A 20,539-nucleotide genomic window follows, 5' to 3' on the forward strand; every position below is an offset into this window, starting at 1 on the left:
AAGAAACCTTTCCTGAAGATTCAGAAGTGTCTGATGTGTCAGTGGCAGGGTAAATCTAGTCGCGGCACCCGCTGCAGGGCCCGGATTCCGGGGGTTGTGTAGTTTGTCGGAGGCGTTCAACGCTTATTTGACGCCAGGTTGATGGCACATTAACATCCCCGCCCTTCCTTGACCTTGCTGCCCTTTCGAAGGATCGAATATGTCTGTCTCCACCCTCGGGATGAGGTTGTGCTGCGCGCTGTCCTGCCTGCTGCTGACTGGCCCCTTGCACACAGCGCTCGCCGCCCCCTTGCCTGCATCGACGTTCAGCCCCGGCGACCAGGAGCTGATCCGCGATCGGCAGAACCGCCTGCTGGAAGAACAGCAGCGACGTCTCGAAGAGCTCAAGGACCTGCCCGGCAAGAGCGCCACGCCCGTAGCGCCCAGCGCACCGGCCGACAGCCGCTGCTTCCCGATCAAGGATATCCAGCTCAAGGGTGCCGACTCGCTGTCCGCCAGCGAGCGTGACAGCCTGCTCAAGCCCTACATCGGCCAGTGCCTGGGTGTGCCCCAGCTCAACGAGCTGCTCAAGGTCATCACCAACCGCTACCTCGAAAAGGGCCTGGTCACCAGCCGCGCCTACCTGCCGCAGCAGGAACTATCCAGCGGCCACCTGCAGGTGTTGGTGGTGGAAGGCAAGCTCGAAGGCCTCAAGGCCGCCGACGGCAGCAAGCTCAGCGCCCGTGAACTGAACATGGCCTTTCCCGGCAGCAGCGGTGAGCTGCTCAACCTGCGGCAGATCGAGCAGATGGTCGACCAGCTCAACCGCCTGCCGTCGAACCAGGCGCAAATGGAACTGGCCCCGGGCCAGGCCGTGGGCGGCAGCGAAGTGCTGGTCAAGAACAACCCGCAAAAGCCCTGGCGCGTCGGTCTGTCGCGCAGCAACGAGGGCCAGAAGAGCACCGGCGAGCAACAGTGGGGCAGCTCTTTCGAGTGGGACAGTCCCCTGGGCCTGGCCGACCAGTTGGTGCTGCGCGGTGGCCACGACGCCATCAGCGACCACCAGAAAACCTCGCGCAACGCCATGCTCTATTACAACCTGCCGTTTGGCTGGTGGAACCTCAGCTACAGCTACAGCCAGAGCGAATACCGCTCCCTGGCCCAGGGGCAGGGCTTCAACTTCAAGCAGACCGGCGACAGCCAGAACCACCAACTGCGCGTGGAGCGAGTGATCCACCGCGACGCCGTGAGCAAGACCTCGCTCAACAGCGGCCTGAGCTACCTGCGCACCAACAACTACATCGAAGACAGCAAGCTCGCCAACAGCAGCAACCGCCTCAGCGAAGCCCAGTTCGGCATCAACCACGGCCGACGCATCGGCGGCGCGTTCGTCAACTTCGACCTGGGGCTGCAGGACGGCATCGGCGCCTTCGATGCCCAGCGCGAAAAACAGCGTGACAAATATGGCAATCGTCAGGCCAACGCGCGCTATCGCAAATACACCGCCACCGCCAGCTACCTGCAGCCGTTCAAGCTGTGGGACGAGTCCCTGGTGTTCAGCAGCCTGGTCACCGGCCAGCGCAGCGAGGATGTGCTGTTCAGCTCGCAACGCATGAGCTTGGGCAGCCAGTCCTCGATCCGTGGCTACAAGGACCAGAGCCTCAATGGCGACAGCGGCTACTACTGGCGCAACGACCTGCGCTGGAGTCGCCCGGTGACCTGGAACTGGCTGCGCCCGGCGTTCGCCGAGTACGGCACCGGGCTCGGCTATGACGTCGGCGCGATTCGCAACGACCGCTACAACGCCGAGCAGCATGGCCGCGTCTCCAGCGACTCCATCGAGTTCTTCGCCCGCGGCAAGCACCTCGCCGCCAGCCTGACTTTCGCCCACTCCCTCGAGCGGCCAGATGCCCTGAGTGAGCGGGAAGCACCGATCTACTTCCGTTTGGACCTGTTCCTCTAATTCCGCTTTTTGCCTGAGATTCTTGACATGGACGTTCGTCAGTTTGCCTTCCTGGCCCGCCAGCCTTCGGCTGCCCTGCAATCACGCGACACCTTCTGGGGCCTGTCGAAACGTGGGTTGGCGTTCATCCTCGCCAACATGATGTTCTGGCAGCCGGTGGTGGCGATGGCCGACGGCATCGTGGTCAACGGCAGCGGCACAACACTGGGGCAGGCGGGCAATGGCGTGCCCATCGTCAACATCGCCACGCCCAACGGCAGCGGCCTGTCCCATAACCAGTTCAGCGACTACAACGTCGGCCAGCAGGGCGTAATTCTCAACAACGCCACGCAAAACCTGCAGAACACCCAGTTGGGTGGCTACATCATCGGCAACAGCAACCTGGGTGGCCGCGCGGCCAATGTGATCCTCAACGAGGTCAATGGCGGCAGCCCCAGCCAGCTCAAGGGCTACACCGAAGTCGCCGGGCAATCGGCCCATGTGATCGTCGCCAACCCCTATGGCGTGACCTGCAGCGGCTGCGGCTTCATCAACACCCCCAAGGCCACCCTGACCACCGGCAAACCGGTGATCGAGAACGGCCAGATCCAGCGTTACCAGGTGGACCAGGGCAGCGTCGCCATCGAAGGCGCGGGGCTCAACGCCAGTAATATCGACCGGTTCGAAATCATCACCCGCAGCGCCAAGATCAACGCCGAGATTCAGGCCAAGCACTTGGCGGTGATCGCCGGGGCCAACGACGTCGATGCCAAGACCTTGAACGCCACGGCCCGCGCCGCCAACCCCGCGGATGCGCCGCAACTGGCGATCGACTCGTCAGCTTTGGGCGGCATGTACGCCGGGGCGATCAAGCTGGTGGGTACTGAGGCCGGGGTCGGGGTGAAGCTGGCGGGGGACATGGCCACCAGCGGTGGTGACCTGCAAATCGACGCCAACGGCAAGCTGACCCTGGCTCGTGCTCAAGCCCAGGGCGACGTGCAACTCAAGGCGCAAGCAGTGCAACTGACCGAGTCGGTGTATGCGGAGCGGAACGCCAAAGTGGTTGCCGCCGAAACACTCACGGTGGACAAAAACCTGACGGCGGGCGGCGACCTGCACCTCGAAGGCCAGCAGGTGGTCAGTCGCGGTCAGCTCAATGCGGGGCTCCAGCGGCAAGACGACACGGAGATCATCAATCCCGCCAGCCATTTGCAGCTTCAGGGCGGCAGTCTGACCAACACCGGCAGTATCAACGCCCGGGGCAGTCTCACGACTGATCTGGAGCACCTGGATAACCAGGGCGCGGAACTGGTGGCAGCGGGGGATCTGCACCTCAAGGCCGGTCGTGTCGATAACCGTGGCGGTCAGTTGATTGGCCAGCAAGCCCTGAAGGTTGAAGGCGATAGTCTGGATAACCGTGGCGGGACCCTGGCCGCCGAGCAGTCACTCAAGGTGGCGCTCGACAGCCTGGACAACCGCGATCAGGGGCTGATCCTCAGCAAAAGCGCAGACTTGACCCTCAATGCCGCCAGCCTCGATAACCGCCAGGGCACCCTGCAAGCCAACCAGGGCGAGCTCAAGGCCAAGGTCAAGCAGGTCCTCGACAACGGCGGCGGCAAGATCCTCACGGGTGCCGGCAAACTGAGCCTGGAAGCCGATGAACTGCGCAACCAGCAAGGACGACTGAACGCCCAGACTGGCAAGCTTGAAGTCAAGAGCGCGACCTTCGACAACACTCAGGGGCAGGTCCGCGGGGCGGCAGTCGAGATCGGCAGCAGCTCCCGTCTGATCAATGATCAGGGGCATGTACTGTCCACCGCAGGCGATTTGCAACTCAAGGGCGGCGAGGTCCGCAACAACGAGGGCGAGATCGCCAGCCAGAAGCACCTGCAACTCTCCGTCGACAGCCTGCAGAACCAGAAGGGCAGCCTCAGCGCCGAAACCATCGGGCTGGCACTTGCCGGCAAGCTGGACAACGACGCGGGGCTGATCGAGTCCCGGGAAAGCCTCACGGTGGACGCCGGTTCAGTGAGCAACGCCAAGGGCCGTTTGCGGGCCTTGGGCGAGCAGGGCGAGAGCCGCTTCAGTATTGGTGGTCGTTTCGATAACGACCAGGGCCTAGTGGAGATCGGCAATCAGCGCTTGCTGCTGAGCAGTGCGGGCCTGAGCAACCAGCAAGGATTGGTGCGCCACCTTGGGCAGCAAGGCTTTGCGTTGTCCCTGGCGGACACCGGCAATGCCGGCGGCAGTTTCATCACCAACAGCCGGCTGGATCTGGACCTGGCGGACTGGAGCAACACCAGTCAGATCCAGGCACAAAAAATCGGCTTGAAGGTCGGGACCTTTACCCAGACCCGCAGTGGCAAGCTGGTTTCGGTCGAGGGTGTCGAGGCGAGCGGCAATCATTGGATCAACGATGGCGGCCTGGAAACCGATGGCGACCTGAAGCTGATTCTCAGTGGTTCCTACCAGGGCAACGGCCTGCTCAAGAGCCAGGGGCGCATGACTTTCGCTGCCGCCCGCGCCGACCTTGGCCAAGAGGCCGAGGTGCGTAGCGGTGCTGCCGCCGATTTCACCCTCGGCAGTCACCTGCAGAACCTCGGTACGCTCACGGCCGCCGGTGACCTGCAACTCAAGGTCGACAGCCTGACCAACCAAGGCACCCTGGGGGCGGGCAATGCCTTGCATATTGAAACCCCGACCCTGGTCAACCAGAGCGGGCTGATCTTCAGCGGCGCTGACATGCAGCTGGAAACCAGCAGCCTGACCAACGACAAGGGTGACATCTACAGCCTTGGGCGCCTGGACGTGAATGCCCCGGGACAACAACCGGCCAGCCTGATCGAAAACATTTCCGGCACTATTGAAAGCGCCCATGGCATGCAGTTGCTGGCCAATCGCCTGGTCAACCGCAAGGAGAAGTTCGCCTTTCTTCCGGCCCTGACCTCCGGGCGTATCACCTTGCACTTCACTGACAACTGCAAGGGCAAGCACTGTGCAGCCTCCTACTCGGTGACCGAGGTCTACGGCACGAAAATCACCGAGGACTCCCAGCGCGGCAACCTGATTTCCGGCGCCGAGCTGACCTTCAAGGGCGACAGCTTCGAAAACCAGTTCAGTACCGTTTCTGCCGCTGGCGACATCAGCTTGCAAAGCAACAGCCTGAAGAACATCGGTGCCGGTGGCGGCGAGATCCGCAATTACGCTTACTCGATCTACACCAAGGACGACGGCGCCTACTACACCTTCATCAACAACATGGGGCGCTACAACGCCTACAACGACCCCAACTCTGCCAGTTACAACCCTACGGCGATGCCGCTGGGAGCGATTGCCCTCGGCAGCCAGATCGGCTTCAGCAAGGTCGAGACCTCCGGCAGTGGCGAAGTTGCCGCGGCAGTCATCCAGGGCGCCGGCAAGGTGGATATCACCGGCACCCAACTGCTGGAGAACAGCCTGATTCGTCCGGGTGAAACCGTAGCCGCCAGTGCCAGCCGGGTCGGCCTGACCGCCGTGGACAGCAGCACCCAGGCCCTGCCGCAGTTGAACCTGCAAGCCGCTCCGGACCTGCAGCAACAAGCGGTCAACCCTCTGGCCTTGCCTGGTTTCAGCTTGCCGCAAGGTGACAGCGGCCTGTTCAAGGTCAGCCGCAACCCGCAACACAAATACCTGATTGAAACCAACCCGGCGTTCGCCAACCTCAAGCAGTTCATCAGTTCCGATTACCTGCTCAGCCGCATCGGTTTCAACAGCGACCAGACCCAGCGCCGCCTGGGCGACGGGCTCTACGAACAACGGCTGATCCGCGAAGCGGTGATTGCCCGCACCGGCCAGCGTTTCATCGCCGGGCTGGACAGCGACGAAGCGATGTTCCGCTACCTGATGGACAACGCGATCGCCAGCAAGACCGCCCTTGACCTGTCACCGGGTGTCGCCCTGACCTCAGCCCAGGTTGCGGCCCTGACCCACGACATCGTCTGGATGCAGGAGCAGCAGATCAACGGCGAGAAGGTCCTGGTACCGGTGCTGTACATGGCCCAGGCCAACAACCGCCTGGCGCCCAATGGCGCGCTGATCCAGGGGCGCGACGTGAACCTGATCTCCGGCGGCACCCTGGCCAACCAGGGCACCCTGCGCGCCAGTGCGCAACTGCAGACCAGCGCCCAGAACATCGACAACAGCGGTCTGATGGAGGCCAACGAACGCCTGTCGCTGCTGGCCACCCAAAGCATCCGCAATGCCCAGGGCGGGATTCTCAAAGGCCGGGACGTCAGCCTGGTAGCGACCCAGGGCGACGTCATCAACGAGCGTTCGAAAGTCAGCCAGGACACCCGTTATGGCGGTGGGATCCAGCATAACGACTACCTCAACAGCGCGGCTCGGGTCGAGGCGGGCAACCGCCTGACTATCGACGCCGGACGGGATATCCGTAACAGCGGCAGCGTGCTCCAGGCTGGAGGGGATGCGAGTCTCAAGGCGGGACGTGATCTGGCGCTGGTGGCCACTGAGCAAGTGAACAGCAGCAGCGGACGCCACAAGAAGACCAGCTGGAGCCAGAGCCAGACCACCCAGTACGGCAGTGAAGTGCAGGTCGGTGGCAATCTTTCCGCCACGGCCGGCCAGGATCTGCAGATGGTGGCCAGCAAGGTCGAGGCCCAGGGCAGCCTGGCACTGGCAGCGGCGCGTGATGTCTCCATCGAGGCTGCGGCCAATGAGAGCCTCCGCGCGTCGAAGAGCAAGAAGGTCACCAGCAGTAACGATCAGGTACGTCAGCAGGCATCCTCGGTGACCGCTGGCGGCGATCTGTCGATCAAGGCGGGCCAGGACCTGACCTTGGTGGCCAGCCAGGTGAAGGGCGAGCAAAACGTCGCGCTGGATGCCACTCGCGACCTTAGCCTGCTGTCCGCCAAGGACGAGAGCGCCTCTTTCTACTCGAAGAAGAGCAAAGGTTCCTTCGGACGTAGCAGCAGCAAGCAGCAGGAGAGCTATGACAGCACCAACATCGCCTCCGTGGTCGAGGCCGGGAAAGACCTGACCCTCAACACCAGCAAGAAAGCCGATGGCGGCATGAGCATCAACGGTGGCCGCGATGTCACGGTGATCGGCAGCCAGCTCAAGGCCGGTGCAGACCTGATGGTCGGCGCCACCGGTGATGTGGCGATCCTATCCGGCGTTGAGGAGCACGGCTCCTACAGCAAGAAAACCAAATCCGGTTTCCTTGGCCTGTCCAAAAGCGGCAAGAGCCAGTTGCAAACCACCGCGACCCAGGTCGGCAGCGAGCTGAGCGCTGGCAACGATGTGGTGGTGGCTGCGGGCAACGATATCCGCTTGCGGGCCAGTGAAGCCACGGCCGGCAACGATGTGGAACTGCGTGCCGGGCTGGTCAAGGACACGGGTGATATCAACCTGGTTTCGGCCAACGACAGCGCCTATAGCCGCAGCGAGCAGTACAAGAAAAAGGTCGGGCTGTCCTCCTCCGGGGCCAGCGTCTCCTTTGCCTCGGCCAAGGAGTCCGGACGCCAGGCGCAAAGCAGCACCAGCGTGGGTAGCCAGGTGCTGGCCGAGCGCGATGCGAGCCTGAAAGCCGAGCGCGACATCAACGTGGTGGGCAGCGGCATTAGCGCCGGGCGCAATGTCAGCCTCGACGCCGGGCGGGACGTCAATGTCGTTGCGGCACAGAACAGCTCGGCGGAGCAGGACTGGAAAAAGAGCAAGCAAGTCGGCGTGGGCGTCAGCAGCGACGACAACGGTGTGAGCTTCTTCGCCGGGGCCGAGCGCAACAAGGAAAAGAACCGCGTCGAAACCCAGACCGCCGCCGCCAGCCAGATCAGCGCCGGTGCAGACCTGTCGGTCAACGCCAAGCGCGACATCAATCAAATTGGTTCCGACCTCAAGGCCGAGCACGACATCAACCTGGTGGCCGGCCGCGACATCAAGATCGACGCCGCCCGGGAAGTGCGGGTGACCGAGCAGCAGCGCGAAAGCGAGCGCAATGGCCTGGGCATCACCCTCAACCACAACTATGGCAAGACCAAGGACGCGGTGAACGGCGCCGGCGACGGCGAAAACAACACCAGCAAAGCCTCCAGCACCCTCAAGGCCGTCGACGCGGTCAGCCAGTTCCTCGCCGGGCCGACCGTCGACGTCAAACTCGGCAACAGCAAGCAAAGCAGCAGCCAGGAGATCATCGAGCAGAGCAACCGCTCTTCAACCCTGCAGGCCGGCAACGACCTGAACCTCACGGCCAACAACGACGTGACCGTCAAGGGCAGCCAGCTGGGTGCCGGGCGCGACATCAACATCAAAGGGCGCGACGTCACCCTGGATGTGGCCAAAGGCAGCATCAGCGAGGAAACCCGCAACACCGAGATGTGGGGCGGCATTCACGGCGGCACCAGTGGCGGCTTCAAGATCGGCGTCGGCGGCAGTTTCGGCACCGCCAACACCGAGAGCAGCCAAGGTTCCTCCACCGTCACCCAATTGGATGCCGGGCGCGACATCAACCTCAAGGCCAGCAACGACCTGAACCTGATCGGCACCCAGGCCCAGGCCGGACGCAACATCGACCTGGATGCCGGCAACGACCTGAACATCCGCGCCGCGCAGAACGACCACAGCAGCGAGAACAACCGCAACAGTGGTGGTGGGGAAGCGGGCTTCACCTTTGGTTCAGAAGGCGTGGGCGTCTACGTCAGCGTCAGCATGGGCAAAGGCAATCTGGAGCGTGAAGGCGAGCGCCAGCAAGAGGCCTATCTCTATGCCGGGGACCGTCTGGGCTTCACCAGTGGCAAGGACACCAACATTGCGGGTGCCAACCTGCGTGGTGATGAAGTGATCGGACGTGTCGGCGGGGACCTGAACGTCGCTTCGGTCGCCGATACCGGCAAGGTCAAGGGCAAGGAATTCGACATCAGCGTCACCGCCACCTTTGGTCCTGCACCAGGGCTCAGTGGCTCGGTCGGTTATGGCCAGACCACCGGCAAGACCGACTGGGTTGAAGAGCAAACCCGCATCACTGGCAAGAACAAGGTCGATATCCGCACCGAAAACCACACCCAAATTGACGGTGCGCTGATCGCCGCCGACAACGGCAACCTCAAGCTGGATACCGGCACCCTGGGCTTCAGCGATATCGCCGGCAAGGACAAGGAACACGGTTATTACCTGAACGTGGGCGGCACCTACAGCTCTGGTAGTGGCACCACACAAGACAGCAGCCAGGTGGGTAAAGGCAAGGAAGGTGAAACCGGCTGGAGCGTCAGCGGCTGGGACTACCAGAAGGACCGCGAGCAGATCGTGCGCGCCACCGTCGGGGCAGGCGAGATCGTGGTGCGCAAGGATGCCGAGACCGGGGCCGATTCAACGGCCGGGCTGAACCGGGATGTGAACAAGGCGTATGAGATCACCAAGGATGAGGAGTCGCGTACGGATTTGTATGCGAGTAGTTCTTCCCTTGGAGCGGTGGCGAGCCCGAAGAAGACGTATGAGCAGTGGAAGAAGAATGTTGAGTTGTATGGGGAGAACAGTCGAGACGCGCTGTTAAAGCTCGACGAGCTTATGGCCAGTATGGTCGTGCTAATGACAGCGGGAAGCGATATCGAGTTTGCATCCAAGCATGTGAATAATGTGCTGATGATCCGTGAAAACGCTCGAAAACTCGTCAGTAAGGATGAGAACAAGCGTGCGGAGGGTATGGATTATCTGATCCGGGCGAAAGTCGGCGAAGCGAATGGAGAGCGTGCGCAACTTCTTATCGCTCGAATGAAGGATATCGCCCGCGAGAGCCCGGAAAAGTCACTTGAGCTGGCAGAAATGTTGGCCAGTTTGAAGAACCCTTCAAATGGATCGCTAAATCTCGCTGCTGCTCCTGCCGCAGGAGTGATGGCAGCCTTAGCGTTTGCGCTGGTTTACTCAGTAGCGACGCCCCAGGTTCAAGAAAATATGCGTGACGCAGTTGGCTCGGTAGCGTCGCCCGAGACTCGAGAAAATATGCGTAACACAGCCAACTCGGTTGTTGAGAGCGCTAAAAAAGCAGGTGGTGCTGTAAAGGAAGAGGTGCTGAAGCAGATAAAAATTTCGATCGGCCTTTGGGAGTTTATAACCCTCACTGCGTTTCCAATTCACCTGCTTGATGATGAAAACCGAAAGCTGGTCAATCCGATTGTTGATACATCAGGATGGAATCCTGCCAGTGGAGGCTACGCTGAGGGTGGCGGAGTTATTACAACGCCACATACCGGCGGTACTCAACTGGATGGAGTGCAGAAGGATGGTGCCTATGTGACTCCGGAGCACAAGCTAAGTCCGGGTATTGTGTATAGTGAAAAGGTATCGGAAAAAGGAACTGTGACCATTGCACAGAACCTCCCTGATAGTAGATTGCCTCTACAAAAAGAAATTGATATTGCTAATATTCTTGCCGAAGAGCGAGGGGTGAGTGTTCTGTTGAGAGGCTCTAATACACCAAGTGGTGACGCGACTATTCGTTTGCCAGATGGCACAAGGCTTCGTGCAGAGTTTAAAACTTTTGAAACTCCAGATGCTCCGGTGTCAGAGTTGACGGATAATCGTATAAAGAGAATATTTGAGCGAAATATTAGTACCGGGAGTTCGCAGCTTAATGGTTTTCCAAGTGCGGTGGTTATTGATGCGCGTGCATTGAGTTTGTCATCTGAGCAGGTTGCTGGCTATATAGATAGAGCTTTAAATAACGTGGTGCCGAAGCGTCCTGAGTTGGAGCAGGTTTTTGCAATCACACAACATGGGGTTATTCAAATGCCGATTGTGAGAGGGAAGTAAATGGGGACGTATTATTATTTGTGCTGCAAAACTTGCCGAATTTCATTGAACTTAGGAAAGAAGCTGGCGAAGGAGGGAGGGCGATTAGTTGTTCAGGGGGTTTACTCTGACAAGGAAAGAGCTTGGCTTAATGATAAGCGTGCGTGGGATATTATTCAGGCCTTTTTTCAGCAGCATGAAGGGCATGATTTACTATTCGTTAATGATGACGACTTTTCGCAGATCCAGTTGTATGACTATGTTGAAGGGGACGACTTTTTGGAGGGGGAAACTTGATTGGTGGATTTTTCTGTAATAACAATTTTTGTTATGACTGCTGCGTAAAGGTCTAAAGGAAGTGACGTACTGGATACAATAGGAGATATCTGTAGCCTAAATAGAGAGGAGGGGGCTGTTTGGTATTCTAAATTTACTTTAGTTTCTGATGCGGGAGTAGTAGGTGTTTGTGGGAAAATAGTGGGGCGGCTGTCTGAATATAGTGGGGAGAGGGCGGAGAGGAGCTTCTAGGCGGCTTTCCTAACTATTGGCTAGGGATGGGGAATGTTGTTGTTGTTGTTGTTGTTGTTGTTGTTGTTGTTGTTGTTGTTGTTGGCCGAGATTGCTTGTTTGCTTTCGGAAGTTGAGTTGTGGACTAGTGAGATAAGAATATTTGGTTATGAGAATGGTGGTCGAGTAGAGGTTTGGGAAAATGATATTTTATGCTGTCTGGATTTGAGGCGCTTATTTTTATCTCTGCTAGGGGGTGTTGTAGGTCTTGCCGCTTACTTTGATTGTAGCTTGGTGCTGTTTGGTAGTGGTGAGGTTGTTGAGCCTGAATTGCCCTTAGTTTTGGAAAAGGTAAAGGATTCTAAATTTTTTGCTTTTTGTGTGGATCCAGCTAGTTTTTGCGGGGCTCTAGTTTTGGGGGGTAGATAGTCATGGCTTATCGGATTTAGTGTTGTTTTTTTATGTGCTAGATAGTCTTCAGCGGTGGTGTGTTTGGGCTTGTATTTACTCATGTGATGGTTGTTTTTTGAGTTTTTTGGCGGATTAGTTGGGTCTGTGCCCGGCGTTAAGTTTTATCGGTTGTAGTTGCGGAGCACAAGCTGATTTCAGGGGTAAGGTTTAACCCATCTATAAATTCTGAGGTGTGTGTCGACAAATTGCTCGGTTGAAAGTTTTTTAATATCATAGTTCTAAGTGGCTTAAGTGGATTGAGAGTTTGGTTAGTAATGCAATACATAAAACAATCAAAGTGATGGTGTTGTTTTTTTTGTCGGAAAGTAAGGGGTGGAGTAAGTTAAAGTATGGTTTGGTTATCGAAGGGGAAGAGGGTGTTGTTACTGGTATGCGTAATTTTGATAGGTTTGATGTTCAGAAGATGGCCCGAAGCCAAGGCTGGGAAAGTTTTCCTTTTTAAGTGAGGAAGTGGTGTGAGAGTTGAACTTGAATCCGAGGCGGGGGTGCTAAGATTTCTTGTAAAAAGTACAGGGGCTAAGAATTGTTTTTTTGATTTTGATGTTGTCTGTGATTGGAATAAGAAATTTTCAGGTTGTCTGCCGGATAGACTTTTTTGTAGTTTGAACTTTGACGATATAAAAAGACTCGTGGAGTATTTTTATAGGCATAAAATGTCAGTGCTCGCTGATAAGGTTGATGGGGCGTTGGTTTTTATGCCGTTGGAAAATGATTTTCAAATAAGGTTTATGGGGGGAGAAGCTGATAGCCTGGAGGAGGGGTATTTTCGGATCGGATTTTTATTTAATTTTGGAGGGAAGGATGAAGATTCTTCAAATGTGTATTTTGGATTTGAAGCTAGTATTGAGTTTTCAGCAGTAGATGATTTTTGTAGCTCTTTGATGGGGTTGATCCCTGATAAGTAGAGTAGTAGAAGCGGCGTGTTTGACTAAACACTGGCGGAGTTATTACAACGCCGCATACCGGCGGTACTCAACTGGATTGGGTGCAGAAGGATGGCGCCTATGTGACTCCGGAGCACAAGCTGAATCCGGGGGTGATGTATAGTGAGTCAGATAGTTCAAAGAGTACCTCTAAAAAATGGGCTCTGCTTCTTTTGATGCTGCGAATGGTATAGGAACAATCTATTCTCCTAAGGTTAGTTTGAGTAATGGTGAGATAATATTTAACGACTTTTCTGTAGGTGCTTCAAAGGGATATTTTGCTTATGGGCCAGATGGGCCAGATGGGCCAGATGGTGCAGCTGAGTTGGTTGGTCCGTTGAAAAAGATGCTCAACTATGCTCAATCTCAAGGGGCGGAGAGAATTACTTTAAAAGGTCGCTATGCAACTGAGGAAGGAGCGATGTTGGGTACGGGTAGTGTGGATAATGTTAAGCAAAATTTTTCCTTCAGTTTTCCCGCTACCCGAGAAGGGTTAAGAGGATTCTTAAAAGGACTTGAGAAGTGAAGATTCGTCGTACCCTTGAACAAAGAATGAGGCAGCTAGATGCATCGGGTCGAGGGCGTTTTTATGAGGTTGCAGATGAAAGGCAGATGCTTTGTTCTGTAAAACTTGAGAGTGGCGTTTTAGATATATGTGTAGATGGGTTTTTGGTTTCGCAAAAAGATGAGGTTCGCAAGGTTTTTTTTGAGGAGATTGTTGCTGTAAAAAGTCATTTGAATGCAAGTTTTTTCTCTGGTGAAATAGAGGATTTTGATTTTTATCTTCCTATAGATATTGAATGTGAGTCTTTTGGTTTTTCTCTTTTCGTGCCATTTTTGAGTTATTCCAATGTTTTGAATATTTTAACGGGGCTGAGGGATGATTGGCTTAAACAGGCCTCATCCTAAATTTACTCGTGGTTTCAGCAAGACTCTAATTGTGGAGGTAAAAGGGTATCCCCAAATTTCGCAGATTCAAGTTAATTCTGGTGGGGGTCGGCATGAAGGAGCTTATTAGAAAGTTTCTACTACAACGGAGGGAGCTATAAAGATAGTTGATACTTCAACGTATAAGCCGAATCCTGGGGAAAAGGAAAAGCTTGTTTCTGGAGGTTGGTTTGATGTTGTCAAAGTTAAAATGGATAATTCAAGCTTTGGCTATTCCAGCATCTGAGTAGGTGCGTTTATTTCCAACTTTTGTTAATGTTGCAGATGAGCTTGCATTAATTTGGGAGGGTGTCTTAGAAGGTCTTGAGGTTTTTAGAGAGATGGTGTCAGCAGGCGCGCTATTGGCAATAAAAATCTAGATGAGAATATTTTATCTATTAGTGGTGAGTCTAATTCGCAGATTTGGACTAAAAATTCTTTGTACGACTCTGTCCACTGGGAGGAAATAAGAGGGCTTGCTGCTGGGGTGGCTAAAAAAATTAACTGGCCTATTAGCTCGCCTGGATCTGCCGAGGGTATCTATATCGGATCATAAAAGTAAAGTTGCTCTCAAGGGTGTAACTAATTTTGAGGGTGGAATGAAAGTTATTAAGCTGATGCCTGACTATCAGTGTTTTCCATTGTGGAGTTTGTCGCCAGACTCTATTGGGAATGTTGATCCCGAGGAGTTACCGATTTCACAAGAGCTCAAAGCTGATCTAATATCATGGGCACTTAAGTATGATGATACCTTAGATGAAGAATATCCTCCTGACTCTGGATTTTCTAGCGAGGAGGATGAGGCGGGGTTTAATAAAGAAGGAGAACATCTGTTTGAGCGGCTAAAGGCAGAGTTGAAAGGCTATGTTGTGGTTTTGAAGTGATTGAAGATGTGCGGAATAAGTGCACGAAACTTAGGTGTGGTAGTGCGTTTTGGTTGTAGTTGCCACTCTATCGTCAAAGAGAGTAATTAAGCCTTTGATCGATCGATATCGCCATCAATGGCGAGAGAGAAAGGGCGACTTTCAAGCCGCCCTTTTTTGCTTACTGAAGCACTTGCTCCTGCATTCGCCTTGTCGTCACATCCATCAAATCACACCCATCTCGCAGCAAAATGCTGCACACCAGCGCCAGTTCTTGTAGCACCACTGCGCCTTTGGGCTCCTCATCAGAAATGGCGAAGTTTTCCAGCAGTTGAGTTGCGGCTCGGATGCGATGCGCGGCTGCATCGTGCAGTACATCAATGGGAGCCTGGGTATCGATCAGCAGTGAGGGAATGTTGCAGTCGTGGCCGGTAATCGACATGTATCTGTTCATGGTTAGTTCTCTGGTGATGGGGTGATGCTGTCCCTACCGTCGCCAAACGAAAGGTGGCAGCTGTACGCAGGTTGGCGAACCGGCACCAGATAAGCCGGCAGACCCAAAAGGATCTCCCACGCACAGCCGCCATGAAGCGATTGTGCGGGAGCAAAAGTACCTGCAAGCAGAGGCTTTTGCATCAATTCTGGTGTCAGGTCGCCAAACCCGGTCGTCCTTTCAACGACCCCTCGACTATATCCAGCGCTCCCCCTGTCCTTAAAGCCCCATTCCTACTGGATCGTCTGCTTCTGCCGTAAGGCAATTCCTAATTTGCCGAGAGGATCTTTTCGACCCGGTCCGCCGCGATTTTCCTGGCTTACAATGCCGCCGCTTATGGCCATGCCACCGGTGGTTTTCAGGTGGCAGTGCGTTGTTGAAAACCCTCTCAAGGAAGATCCGTTATGCGTTTGTTGTCTCTGCTGTTTACCCTCGCTTTGCTCGCCGGTTGTGCTTCCACGCCGGACTATTACATCTCGCCCAAACCGGTGCAGATTCCCGCTACCGCCACTTACTGGATCGACACCTTCAACCTGCAGTTGGTCGGCGAGAGCGAGCGCTTTCTGCCCGAGGACAAGTTGCGGCAGCAACTGGGCATGGAGTTGATCCGGCAATTGGGCAATGCCAATCGCTATGCCGCCAGTAAGGACAGCGCAGACTACTTGCTGGATGTGAATGCGGTGTACAAGCGCCGTTTGAGTGATTCCAAGGGCGGGCTGGTGTCGATGGTCGTCGATGACAATACGATCCTGGCCAGTGTCGATTTTGGTTACAAGGTCCAGGTCAAGCGCGACGGCGCCGAGGTGTTGCATTTCACCCAGGAGCGCAATGGTTTGCAGCCGGCCGGGGCCATGGGCCAGTTGCGCAATATGAAGACCATGCTGGGGGTGATCACCAATAGCGGTAATTCGGATGTGGAGAACTTCTACGTTCGCGCTCTGCCGAAGTTCATCGTTCGTGATATCACGGCCATTCCTTCGCGCTGAGTGGGTGTGTGGCGGGATGCTAGGAGCGAGCTTGCTTGCGATGAGCCCGAGGGGCGCTGCGTTCTTTCAGTTGCGGCGCGTTATCGTTGGCGTTCTTCGCGAGCAAGCTCGCTCCTACATGGGGGTTAACGTGCTTTTTGGGTTATAGCTTTTTCACCGGAATACAAATCTCACACTCCAGCTCCCCGGTCTTGATGTCGTAGAAGGCATTCGCCGGATAGCGTTCGAACGCCGGGCGCGGGTCGAACTGCATGCCGCTCTTGGGCAGCCAGTCGCGGCACAGTTCGATCCAGGCATTGCCGATGTCGGGGCCAAGGCCGCGGTAGGCCGCTACGGCGTACAGGCCGCCGGGCAGGGTGGTGATCACGGCGGGAGGGCTGGCCTTGAAGTCTTCCGGCACTTCGACGCAGGCGTCGTAGCGGCATTTGTCAGCCGGGGTGAGGTCCGGGTCGTCGTGGCCGATGCCGTAGCGCACGCGGTTGAACAATTGGTGTTGGAGCATCCATGGCATGGCGGTTTCGCGCCAGAAAACCCCAATGCCCGGGCCGTAGGCGCCGAAGTAGCGCAGGTAGGCCACGCGGGTGGCGGGCAGTTGCTGCAGGGTGACGTTCATCGCTGTTTCCTTCAGGTGAATGAAGGCGTCAGGATCGTCGAAGGCGGGAATGTGGGTCTGATCAGGATTGCTCAATTCACGCAGGCGGCGTTCGCGGATGTCGTCGAGGCGGCGGTGCCAGCGTTTGGGTTCGGTGTCGCGCCAGGTACTGGGGGATACCGAGAAGTGTTGCTTGAAGGCTCGGGAGAAGGCTTCGCCGGAGCCGAAGCCGACTTCCAGGGCGATTTCCAGGATCGAGGCTGCGGGGCGGCAGGCCATGAGGTAGGCGCCGCAGGCCAGGCGCCGGCGACGCAGGTAGGCGCCCAGGGGCTCGCCGACCCAGGCGCTGAACAGGCGGTGGAAGTGGTAGGGCGAGAAATGCGCCACCCGCGCCAGGTCCGCCAGCTCCAGGGGCTGGTCCAGGTGTTGGTCGATGTACTCCAGCACCCGGTTCATGCGCAGGGTGTATTCGCGGAGGCTGTGGTAGGCGGCGCTCATGTCTTCAGATTAGTTGGCTGTGAGGGTCGTCGTAGTCTGCCGCAGATTTGTGCCATTTGTGTGTGCGATTCGCCGGCAAGCCAGCTCCTACGGGAGGTTTCTGCCGGCGAACAGGCTGTCAGTCGTCACAGCAGCAACTGCTGCCCTTGTTCCGGGGCGTTTCCTGGTAACGGTCGTGGTGTCGAACCCAGTCCATGATCTGTTCTTCGTTGCGCCCCTTGGGCGTCAGGTCGAGGAAGTTGTAAGTCCCCAGCAGCAGGTCCAGCCCACGGGCATAGGTGGAATAGGTGTGGAAAATTTCACCGTGCGGGTTGCGATAGAACACGCTCAGGCCGGGTAGCTCACGCTCATCGCCACTGACCTGTTGGTAGTTGTAGCTGGCAGTTCCCTGGGCCAGTTGCTCGTCGCTGAGGCTGACGCCAAAGTCTTGGTTGAAGTCGTCACCGGCGCTGGAGTACCAGTCAAAATGCCAGCCCATGCGTTGGCGAAAGGCTTGGAATTCGGCGTAGGGCGCGTGGGACACCGCCACCAGCGCCACATCGTGGTGGGCCAGATGCAGGTTGGCGCCATCGAAGTGGTCCGCGAGGAACGAGCAGCCCTTGCAGCCCTCTTCCCAGCCGGTGCCGAACATGAAGTGGTAGACCAGCAATTGGCTGTGGTCGCCAAACAGGTCCGCCAGGCTCAGCGGGCCATTGGCGCCTTGAAACTGATAGGGCTTGTCGATTTTTACCCACGGCAGCGCCCGGCGTTCGGCGCTGAGCTGGTCGCGCCGGCGGGTAAAGGCCTTTTCGTGGATCAGGTGCTGTTTGCGGGCTTGCAGCCATTGTTCACGGGAGACCACGGGATGTTCGGTAACGGGCATGACATTTCTCCTCTGGCAGTGGGCGAAGCGTCTTACACACGCTAGTCGTTTGACTCCGGGGCAGATCGACAAACCGCCCAGCGGTTTTTCGCTCTGGGGCGCAGGCCTGGGTAGATTTCCTGAATGGTCGAAAGGCCTGTCGGCCACAACCCATGAACGGCATTTCATTCTTGTGTCTGGAGGTTGAATCAGTATGAGCACTTACAACTGGGAGCTGATTGAGCGGCTGCTGCACGAAGTGCAGAACGGCGCCGGCCATAGTTTTGCTCCCCGTCCTTATGCCGAGCAGCATGCGGCGGGCCCTGGCGCCGGAAACCTTCGACGGGCTGGCCTCCAAGGCTCGGATCGCCTAGCTCAGGGCGGGTCCTGGCGGGCGTTCTGCAGGCATTTGAGTTCCGCGAAATCCTGGCGTACACCGTCGATCTTCTTCAGCAGGCGTTGGCGCTGCTCAAGGCTGCTGGTGGCCATCAGGTCCACCAGCAGGTGGCGGGCGGCCTGTTCGGTGCGGGCGTAGGCCTGGCGGTAGTCCTCTGTCCATAGCTGCTCGCGGTTCACCAGCAGTTGATCGATACGTTGTGGGAAATCGCTGTTTTGCCGTTGCGCCACGGCAGCGCTGAATTGTGCCTGCCAGTGGATGCGGTTGGCGACCCACTGCTGGTTCTGCTCGCCCAGGGACGCCGACCATTGCTCGATGCGTCGTTGCTGGCTGGGACTCAAGGGGCCGATCCAGGATTTCAGGCGTTTGCTCATGCGCTGACTGCGCTGTTCGATCTGCTGCGCCAGGGATGGCTTGAGGTATTGCTCGCGATGTTCCTGCTGGTCCTTGGCCAAGGCGTTGTTCATCTCGGCGACTTGTCCGTCGTCCATGCCCTGGAGCAGCTCCACCGCGGAGGGCACGATCTGTCGCGCGGTTTCAGCGATGGCTTGCTTGGCTTCCCGGGTTCGCTGTTGCAGAGCCTCGTCGCTGACCTGATTGCTCTGCACCATGCTTTGCAGGCGATCGAGCCAGTCCAGGTAGCCTGGCAGTTGGGTGGTGCAATGCCAGCTCAGGTGCTGCTGCAGACGCTGGTTGAACCAGCTCTTCTGCTCGCGGTTCATGTCCAGGTAGTCGTTGAGGGTCCAGGGGATGATCACATCCAGGTTGCGATAAGCCAGGCCGACCCGACTGCAGGCGCCGAGCAGCAGGCTGCAGATCAGCAGTGGGATGAGCAGGTGCCGGCGGCGGGCCATGGGCGTGTCCTTGCGCGTGCGGGTTGCTGTATCTGAACCCGCCGGGCCGCTGACAGTTCAGATGCCTGTGCCTAGTAGAACGTCCGTTCGGCCTTGAAGGTGAGCAGGCCGTCGCACTGCGGGTTGTGCCCGGCGTAGGCACTGCAGTTGCTACCGCGCAGGCTTGAATCACTGTAGATCAGCTTCAGATCGATCCCCCGCCAGGGCCGCGAGAATTTGATCGACCAGTCATTGAAGCCTGCCACTTCATTGCCGTTGGCCACGGCGACAGCGTTGGTCAGTTGGTAAGCGGTGTATTTGACGCTGATGCCTATGCCGAACGGCGAGTTGCCGCTCAGGTCGGCAAACAGGGTGCTGTTGCGCATGGCCGGGTCGTTGCTGAAGGCGGCGCCAAAGCGGCTGCCCAGCAGGCTCAAGCCGCCGTAGAACTCCTGACTGTCCTGGGTGCGCCGTTGCGGGTAGTTGTAGTGGATGATCCCCAGTTCGTAGCCCAGGGTCTGGTCGAAGGGGCGCTTGAAGCCCAGGTAGGCATCCACCTCAAGCGGGCTGGCGGGGTTCAGGCCCATGCTGGGGGACCATTGGCCGAAGTACCAGCCGCTGTCGTGGCTCAGGTCGAGGCCACCGTGCAGGGAGTCGCTGGAGGCGGGTTTGACCAGGCCCTGGGCCATGCTGCGGCTGGGGCTGGTGCCCAGCTTGAGGTCGAAGTCGCCCAGATCTCGCTGGATTATCTGTCCCAGGGCGATGGGGCAGGCCAGCAGCAGGCTGAGGGCCAGTGTGGCGGGGTTGCGCATGCAGCACTCCTTGAACGGCGGGGAGTGACAACCTGAAAGTCGGCTGAAACGATTTATCCGGAAGGCGGCAAGGATACCGGCGAATGCCTGGGGATGAGGGCCGTTCGTCGATTTCTGCTGGAGTGGGGTGGGGAGCAGGGTGCCAGTCCTAGCGCTTTGAGGGCAAAGCGCTAAGGGACCAGGATAGAGCGAGGGGAATTACTTTTTGCCGAGGCTGATCTGCTTGGACGGGCCGAAAGTCTGGCCGCTGACGCCTTTGGCAATTTGCTGGATTTCGCCGCCGGACTTCAGGAAGGCCGCGATTTGTTCATTGATCGATTCGCTGGTTTCAACGGCGGGAGCTGGTTTTGCTTTGCTGTTGGAGGCTTTTACTCGCATGGCGGCCATTTAACCTTTCGGGAAAATTAATTTGGCCAGGCATCCTATCAGAAATACTTGACAATTGCTTGGTAAATATCCTCTGGAATAACGCGCGGCTTTTTGTGTTTTTTTCTAAGTTGATCTCGCTGATATCTACCTAAGTGGCTGTTTTAAATAAGGACTATTGGTAGGCGAGGCGGTCTTGGCGCAGCGGATTCCGGTCAGGCAGATGCGCCTTTGCCTGACGAGTGGCCGCTTGATCGGCGCCAAGGCCAGAAAAATCAAGGCTGTTCATTGATTTTTCCCCTGGGCGACTCAGGAGCATCAACGCCACAGT

15 protein-coding genes and 1 pseudogene are annotated in these 20,539 nt (G+C 57.1%); 10 read left to right on the plus strand and 6 right to left on the minus strand.

The annotated features are described in order from the left end of the window. Positions 1 to 199 precede the first annotated feature (199 nt). The 8 genes from DNK59_RS15825 (at position 200) to DNK59_RS15840 (ending at position 14,411) form a co-directional block, all read left to right on the plus strand. Positions 200 to 1,942 (plus strand): ShlB/FhaC/HecB family hemolysin secretion/activation protein, encoded by a 1,743-nt coding sequence (locus DNK59_RS15825; RefSeq protein WP_110723790.1) that lies wholly within the window; start codon positions 200 to 202, stop codon positions 1,940 to 1,942. A 27-nt stretch (positions 1,943 to 1,969) separates the two neighbouring features. Further along, on the plus strand, positions 1,970 to 10,720 hold the full coding sequence (locus DNK59_RS15830) for a hemagglutinin repeat-containing protein (protein WP_256596394.1): 8,751 nt from the start codon (positions 1,970 to 1,972) through the stop codon (positions 10,718 to 10,720). Beyond that, positions 10,721 to 10,996, plus strand: coding sequence for a hypothetical protein (locus DNK59_RS15835; protein ID WP_110723791.1), 276 nt, complete (start codon positions 10,721 to 10,723; stop codon positions 10,994 to 10,996). A 264-nt stretch (positions 10,997 to 11,260) separates the two neighbouring features. Further along, on the plus strand, positions 11,261 to 11,635 hold the full coding sequence (locus tag DNK59_RS31655; protein ID WP_146249904.1) for a hypothetical protein: 375 nt from the start codon (positions 11,261 to 11,263) through the stop codon (positions 11,633 to 11,635). A gap of 497 nt (positions 11,636 to 12,132) precedes the next feature. After that, the gene (locus DNK59_RS31660) at positions 12,133 to 12,582 is read left to right on the plus strand and encodes a hypothetical protein (RefSeq protein ID WP_146249905.1); all 450 of its coding nucleotides are present in this window, start codon (positions 12,133 to 12,135) and stop codon (positions 12,580 to 12,582) included. A 175-nt stretch (positions 12,583 to 12,757) separates the two neighbouring features. After that, complete coding sequence (locus tag DNK59_RS31665) at positions 12,758 to 13,126, plus strand: hypothetical protein (RefSeq protein WP_146249906.1); 369 nt, start codon at positions 12,758 to 12,760, stop codon at positions 13,124 to 13,126. Further along, positions 13,123 to 13,509, plus strand: coding sequence for a hypothetical protein (locus tag DNK59_RS31670; protein ID WP_146249907.1), 387 nt, complete (start codon positions 13,123 to 13,125; stop codon positions 13,507 to 13,509). Before DNK59_RS31665 ends, DNK59_RS31670 begins: the two co-directional genes overlap by 4 nt. 494 nt (positions 13,510 to 14,003) lie before the next feature. After that, positions 14,004 to 14,411, plus strand: a complete 408-nt coding sequence (locus DNK59_RS15840; protein ID WP_256596395.1) for a hypothetical protein — start codon at positions 14,004 to 14,006, stop codon at positions 14,409 to 14,411. A 160-nt stretch (positions 14,412 to 14,571) separates the two neighbouring features. On the opposite strand, the gene DNK59_RS15845 is transcribed toward DNK59_RS15840, so the two are convergent. After that, positions 14,572 to 14,844: a hypothetical protein gene (locus tag DNK59_RS15845; RefSeq protein ID WP_110723793.1), complete on the minus strand. Its 273-nt coding sequence runs from the start codon at positions 14,842 to 14,844 to the stop codon at positions 14,572 to 14,574. 443 nt (positions 14,845 to 15,287) lie between these two features. Here DNK59_RS15845 and DNK59_RS15850 point away from each other — a divergent pair, with 443 nt between their 5' ends. Then, on the plus strand, positions 15,288 to 15,869 hold the full coding sequence (locus tag DNK59_RS15850) for a hypothetical protein (RefSeq protein WP_110723794.1): 582 nt from the start codon (positions 15,288 to 15,290) through the stop codon (positions 15,867 to 15,869). Between the two features lie 142 nt (positions 15,870 to 16,011). Here the strand turns inward: DNK59_RS15850 and DNK59_RS15855 are convergent, their stop codons facing one another. Further along, positions 16,012 to 16,959: a GyrI-like domain-containing protein gene (locus tag DNK59_RS15855; RefSeq protein WP_110723795.1), complete on the minus strand. Its 948-nt coding sequence runs from the start codon at positions 16,957 to 16,959 to the stop codon at positions 16,012 to 16,014. Between the two features lie 118 nt (positions 16,960 to 17,077). Further along, positions 17,078 to 17,821, minus strand: coding sequence for a thioredoxin family protein (locus DNK59_RS15860; protein ID WP_110723796.1), 744 nt, complete (start codon positions 17,819 to 17,821; stop codon positions 17,078 to 17,080). Positions 17,822 to 18,014: 193 nt separating this feature from the next. Between DNK59_RS15860 and DNK59_RS15865 the strand changes: the two are divergent. Continuing rightward, positions 18,015 to 18,131 (plus strand): annotated as a pseudogene (locus DNK59_RS15865) (transcriptional regulator); the annotation flags it as partial. 44 nt (positions 18,132 to 18,175) lie between these two features. On the opposite strand, the gene DNK59_RS15870 reads toward DNK59_RS15865, so the two are convergent. From DNK59_RS15870 to DNK59_RS15880, 3 genes are all read right to left on the minus strand, one after another. Continuing rightward, entirely contained in the window at positions 18,176 to 19,051 is an 876-nt protein-coding gene (locus tag DNK59_RS15870) for a DUF6279 family lipoprotein (RefSeq protein WP_110723797.1), read from the minus strand. A 71-nt stretch (positions 19,052 to 19,122) separates the two neighbouring features. Continuing rightward, the gene (locus DNK59_RS15875) at positions 19,123 to 19,842 is read right to left on the minus strand and encodes a TorF family putative porin (protein WP_110723798.1); all 720 of its coding nucleotides are present in this window, start codon (positions 19,840 to 19,842) and stop codon (positions 19,123 to 19,125) included. Positions 19,843 to 20,040: 198 nt separating this feature from the next. After that, positions 20,041 to 20,229, minus strand: coding sequence for a hypothetical protein (locus DNK59_RS15880; RefSeq protein WP_016962619.1), 189 nt, complete (start codon positions 20,227 to 20,229; stop codon positions 20,041 to 20,043). Positions 20,230 to 20,539: the final 310 nt, after the last annotated feature.

This window comes from Pseudomonas sp. TKO26, from assembly GCF_003225665.1.
GTDB lineage: Bacteria > Pseudomonadota > Gammaproteobacteria > Pseudomonadales > Pseudomonadaceae > Aquipseudomonas > Aquipseudomonas saponiphila.

Bases quoted from the DNA above. Each gene is read 5' to 3' on its own strand.
- DNK59_RS15870 (WP_110723797.1), bottom strand. From the start codon at position 19,051: ATGGCCCGCCGCCGGCACCTGCTCATCCCACTGCTGATCTGCAGCCTG.
- DNK59_RS15880 (WP_016962619.1), bottom strand. From the start codon at position 20,229: ATGGCCGCCATGCGAGTAAAAGCCTCCAACAGCAAAGCAAAACCAGCT.
- DNK59_RS15830 (WP_256596394.1), top strand. From the start codon at position 1,970: ATGGACGTTCGTCAGTTTGCCTTCCTGGCCCGCCAGCCTTCGGCTGCC.
- DNK59_RS15860 (WP_110723796.1), bottom strand. From the start codon at position 17,821: ATGCCCGTTACCGAACATCCCGTGGTCTCCCGTGAACAATGGCTGCAA.
- DNK59_RS15825 (WP_110723790.1), top strand. From the start codon at position 200: ATGTCTGTCTCCACCCTCGGGATGAGGTTGTGCTGCGCGCTGTCCTGC.
- DNK59_RS15855 (WP_110723795.1), bottom strand. From the start codon at position 16,959: ATGAGCGCCGCCTACCACAGCCTCCGCGAATACACCCTGCGCATGAAC.
- DNK59_RS31655 (WP_146249904.1), top strand. From the start codon at position 11,261: ATGTTGTTGTTGTTGTTGTTGTTGTTGTTGTTGTTGTTGTTGTTGTTG.
- DNK59_RS15875 (WP_110723798.1), bottom strand. From the start codon at position 19,842: ATGCGCAACCCCGCCACACTGGCCCTCAGCCTGCTGCTGGCCTGCCCC.
- DNK59_RS15845 (WP_110723793.1), bottom strand. From the start codon at position 14,844: ATGAACAGATACATGTCGATTACCGGCCACGACTGCAACATTCCCTCA.
- DNK59_RS15850 (WP_110723794.1), top strand. From the start codon at position 15,288: ATGCGTTTGTTGTCTCTGCTGTTTACCCTCGCTTTGCTCGCCGGTTGT.
- DNK59_RS15835 (WP_110723791.1), top strand. From the start codon at position 10,721: ATGGGGACGTATTATTATTTGTGCTGCAAAACTTGCCGAATTTCATTG.
- DNK59_RS31665 (WP_146249906.1), top strand. From the start codon at position 12,758: ATGGGCTCTGCTTCTTTTGATGCTGCGAATGGTATAGGAACAATCTAT.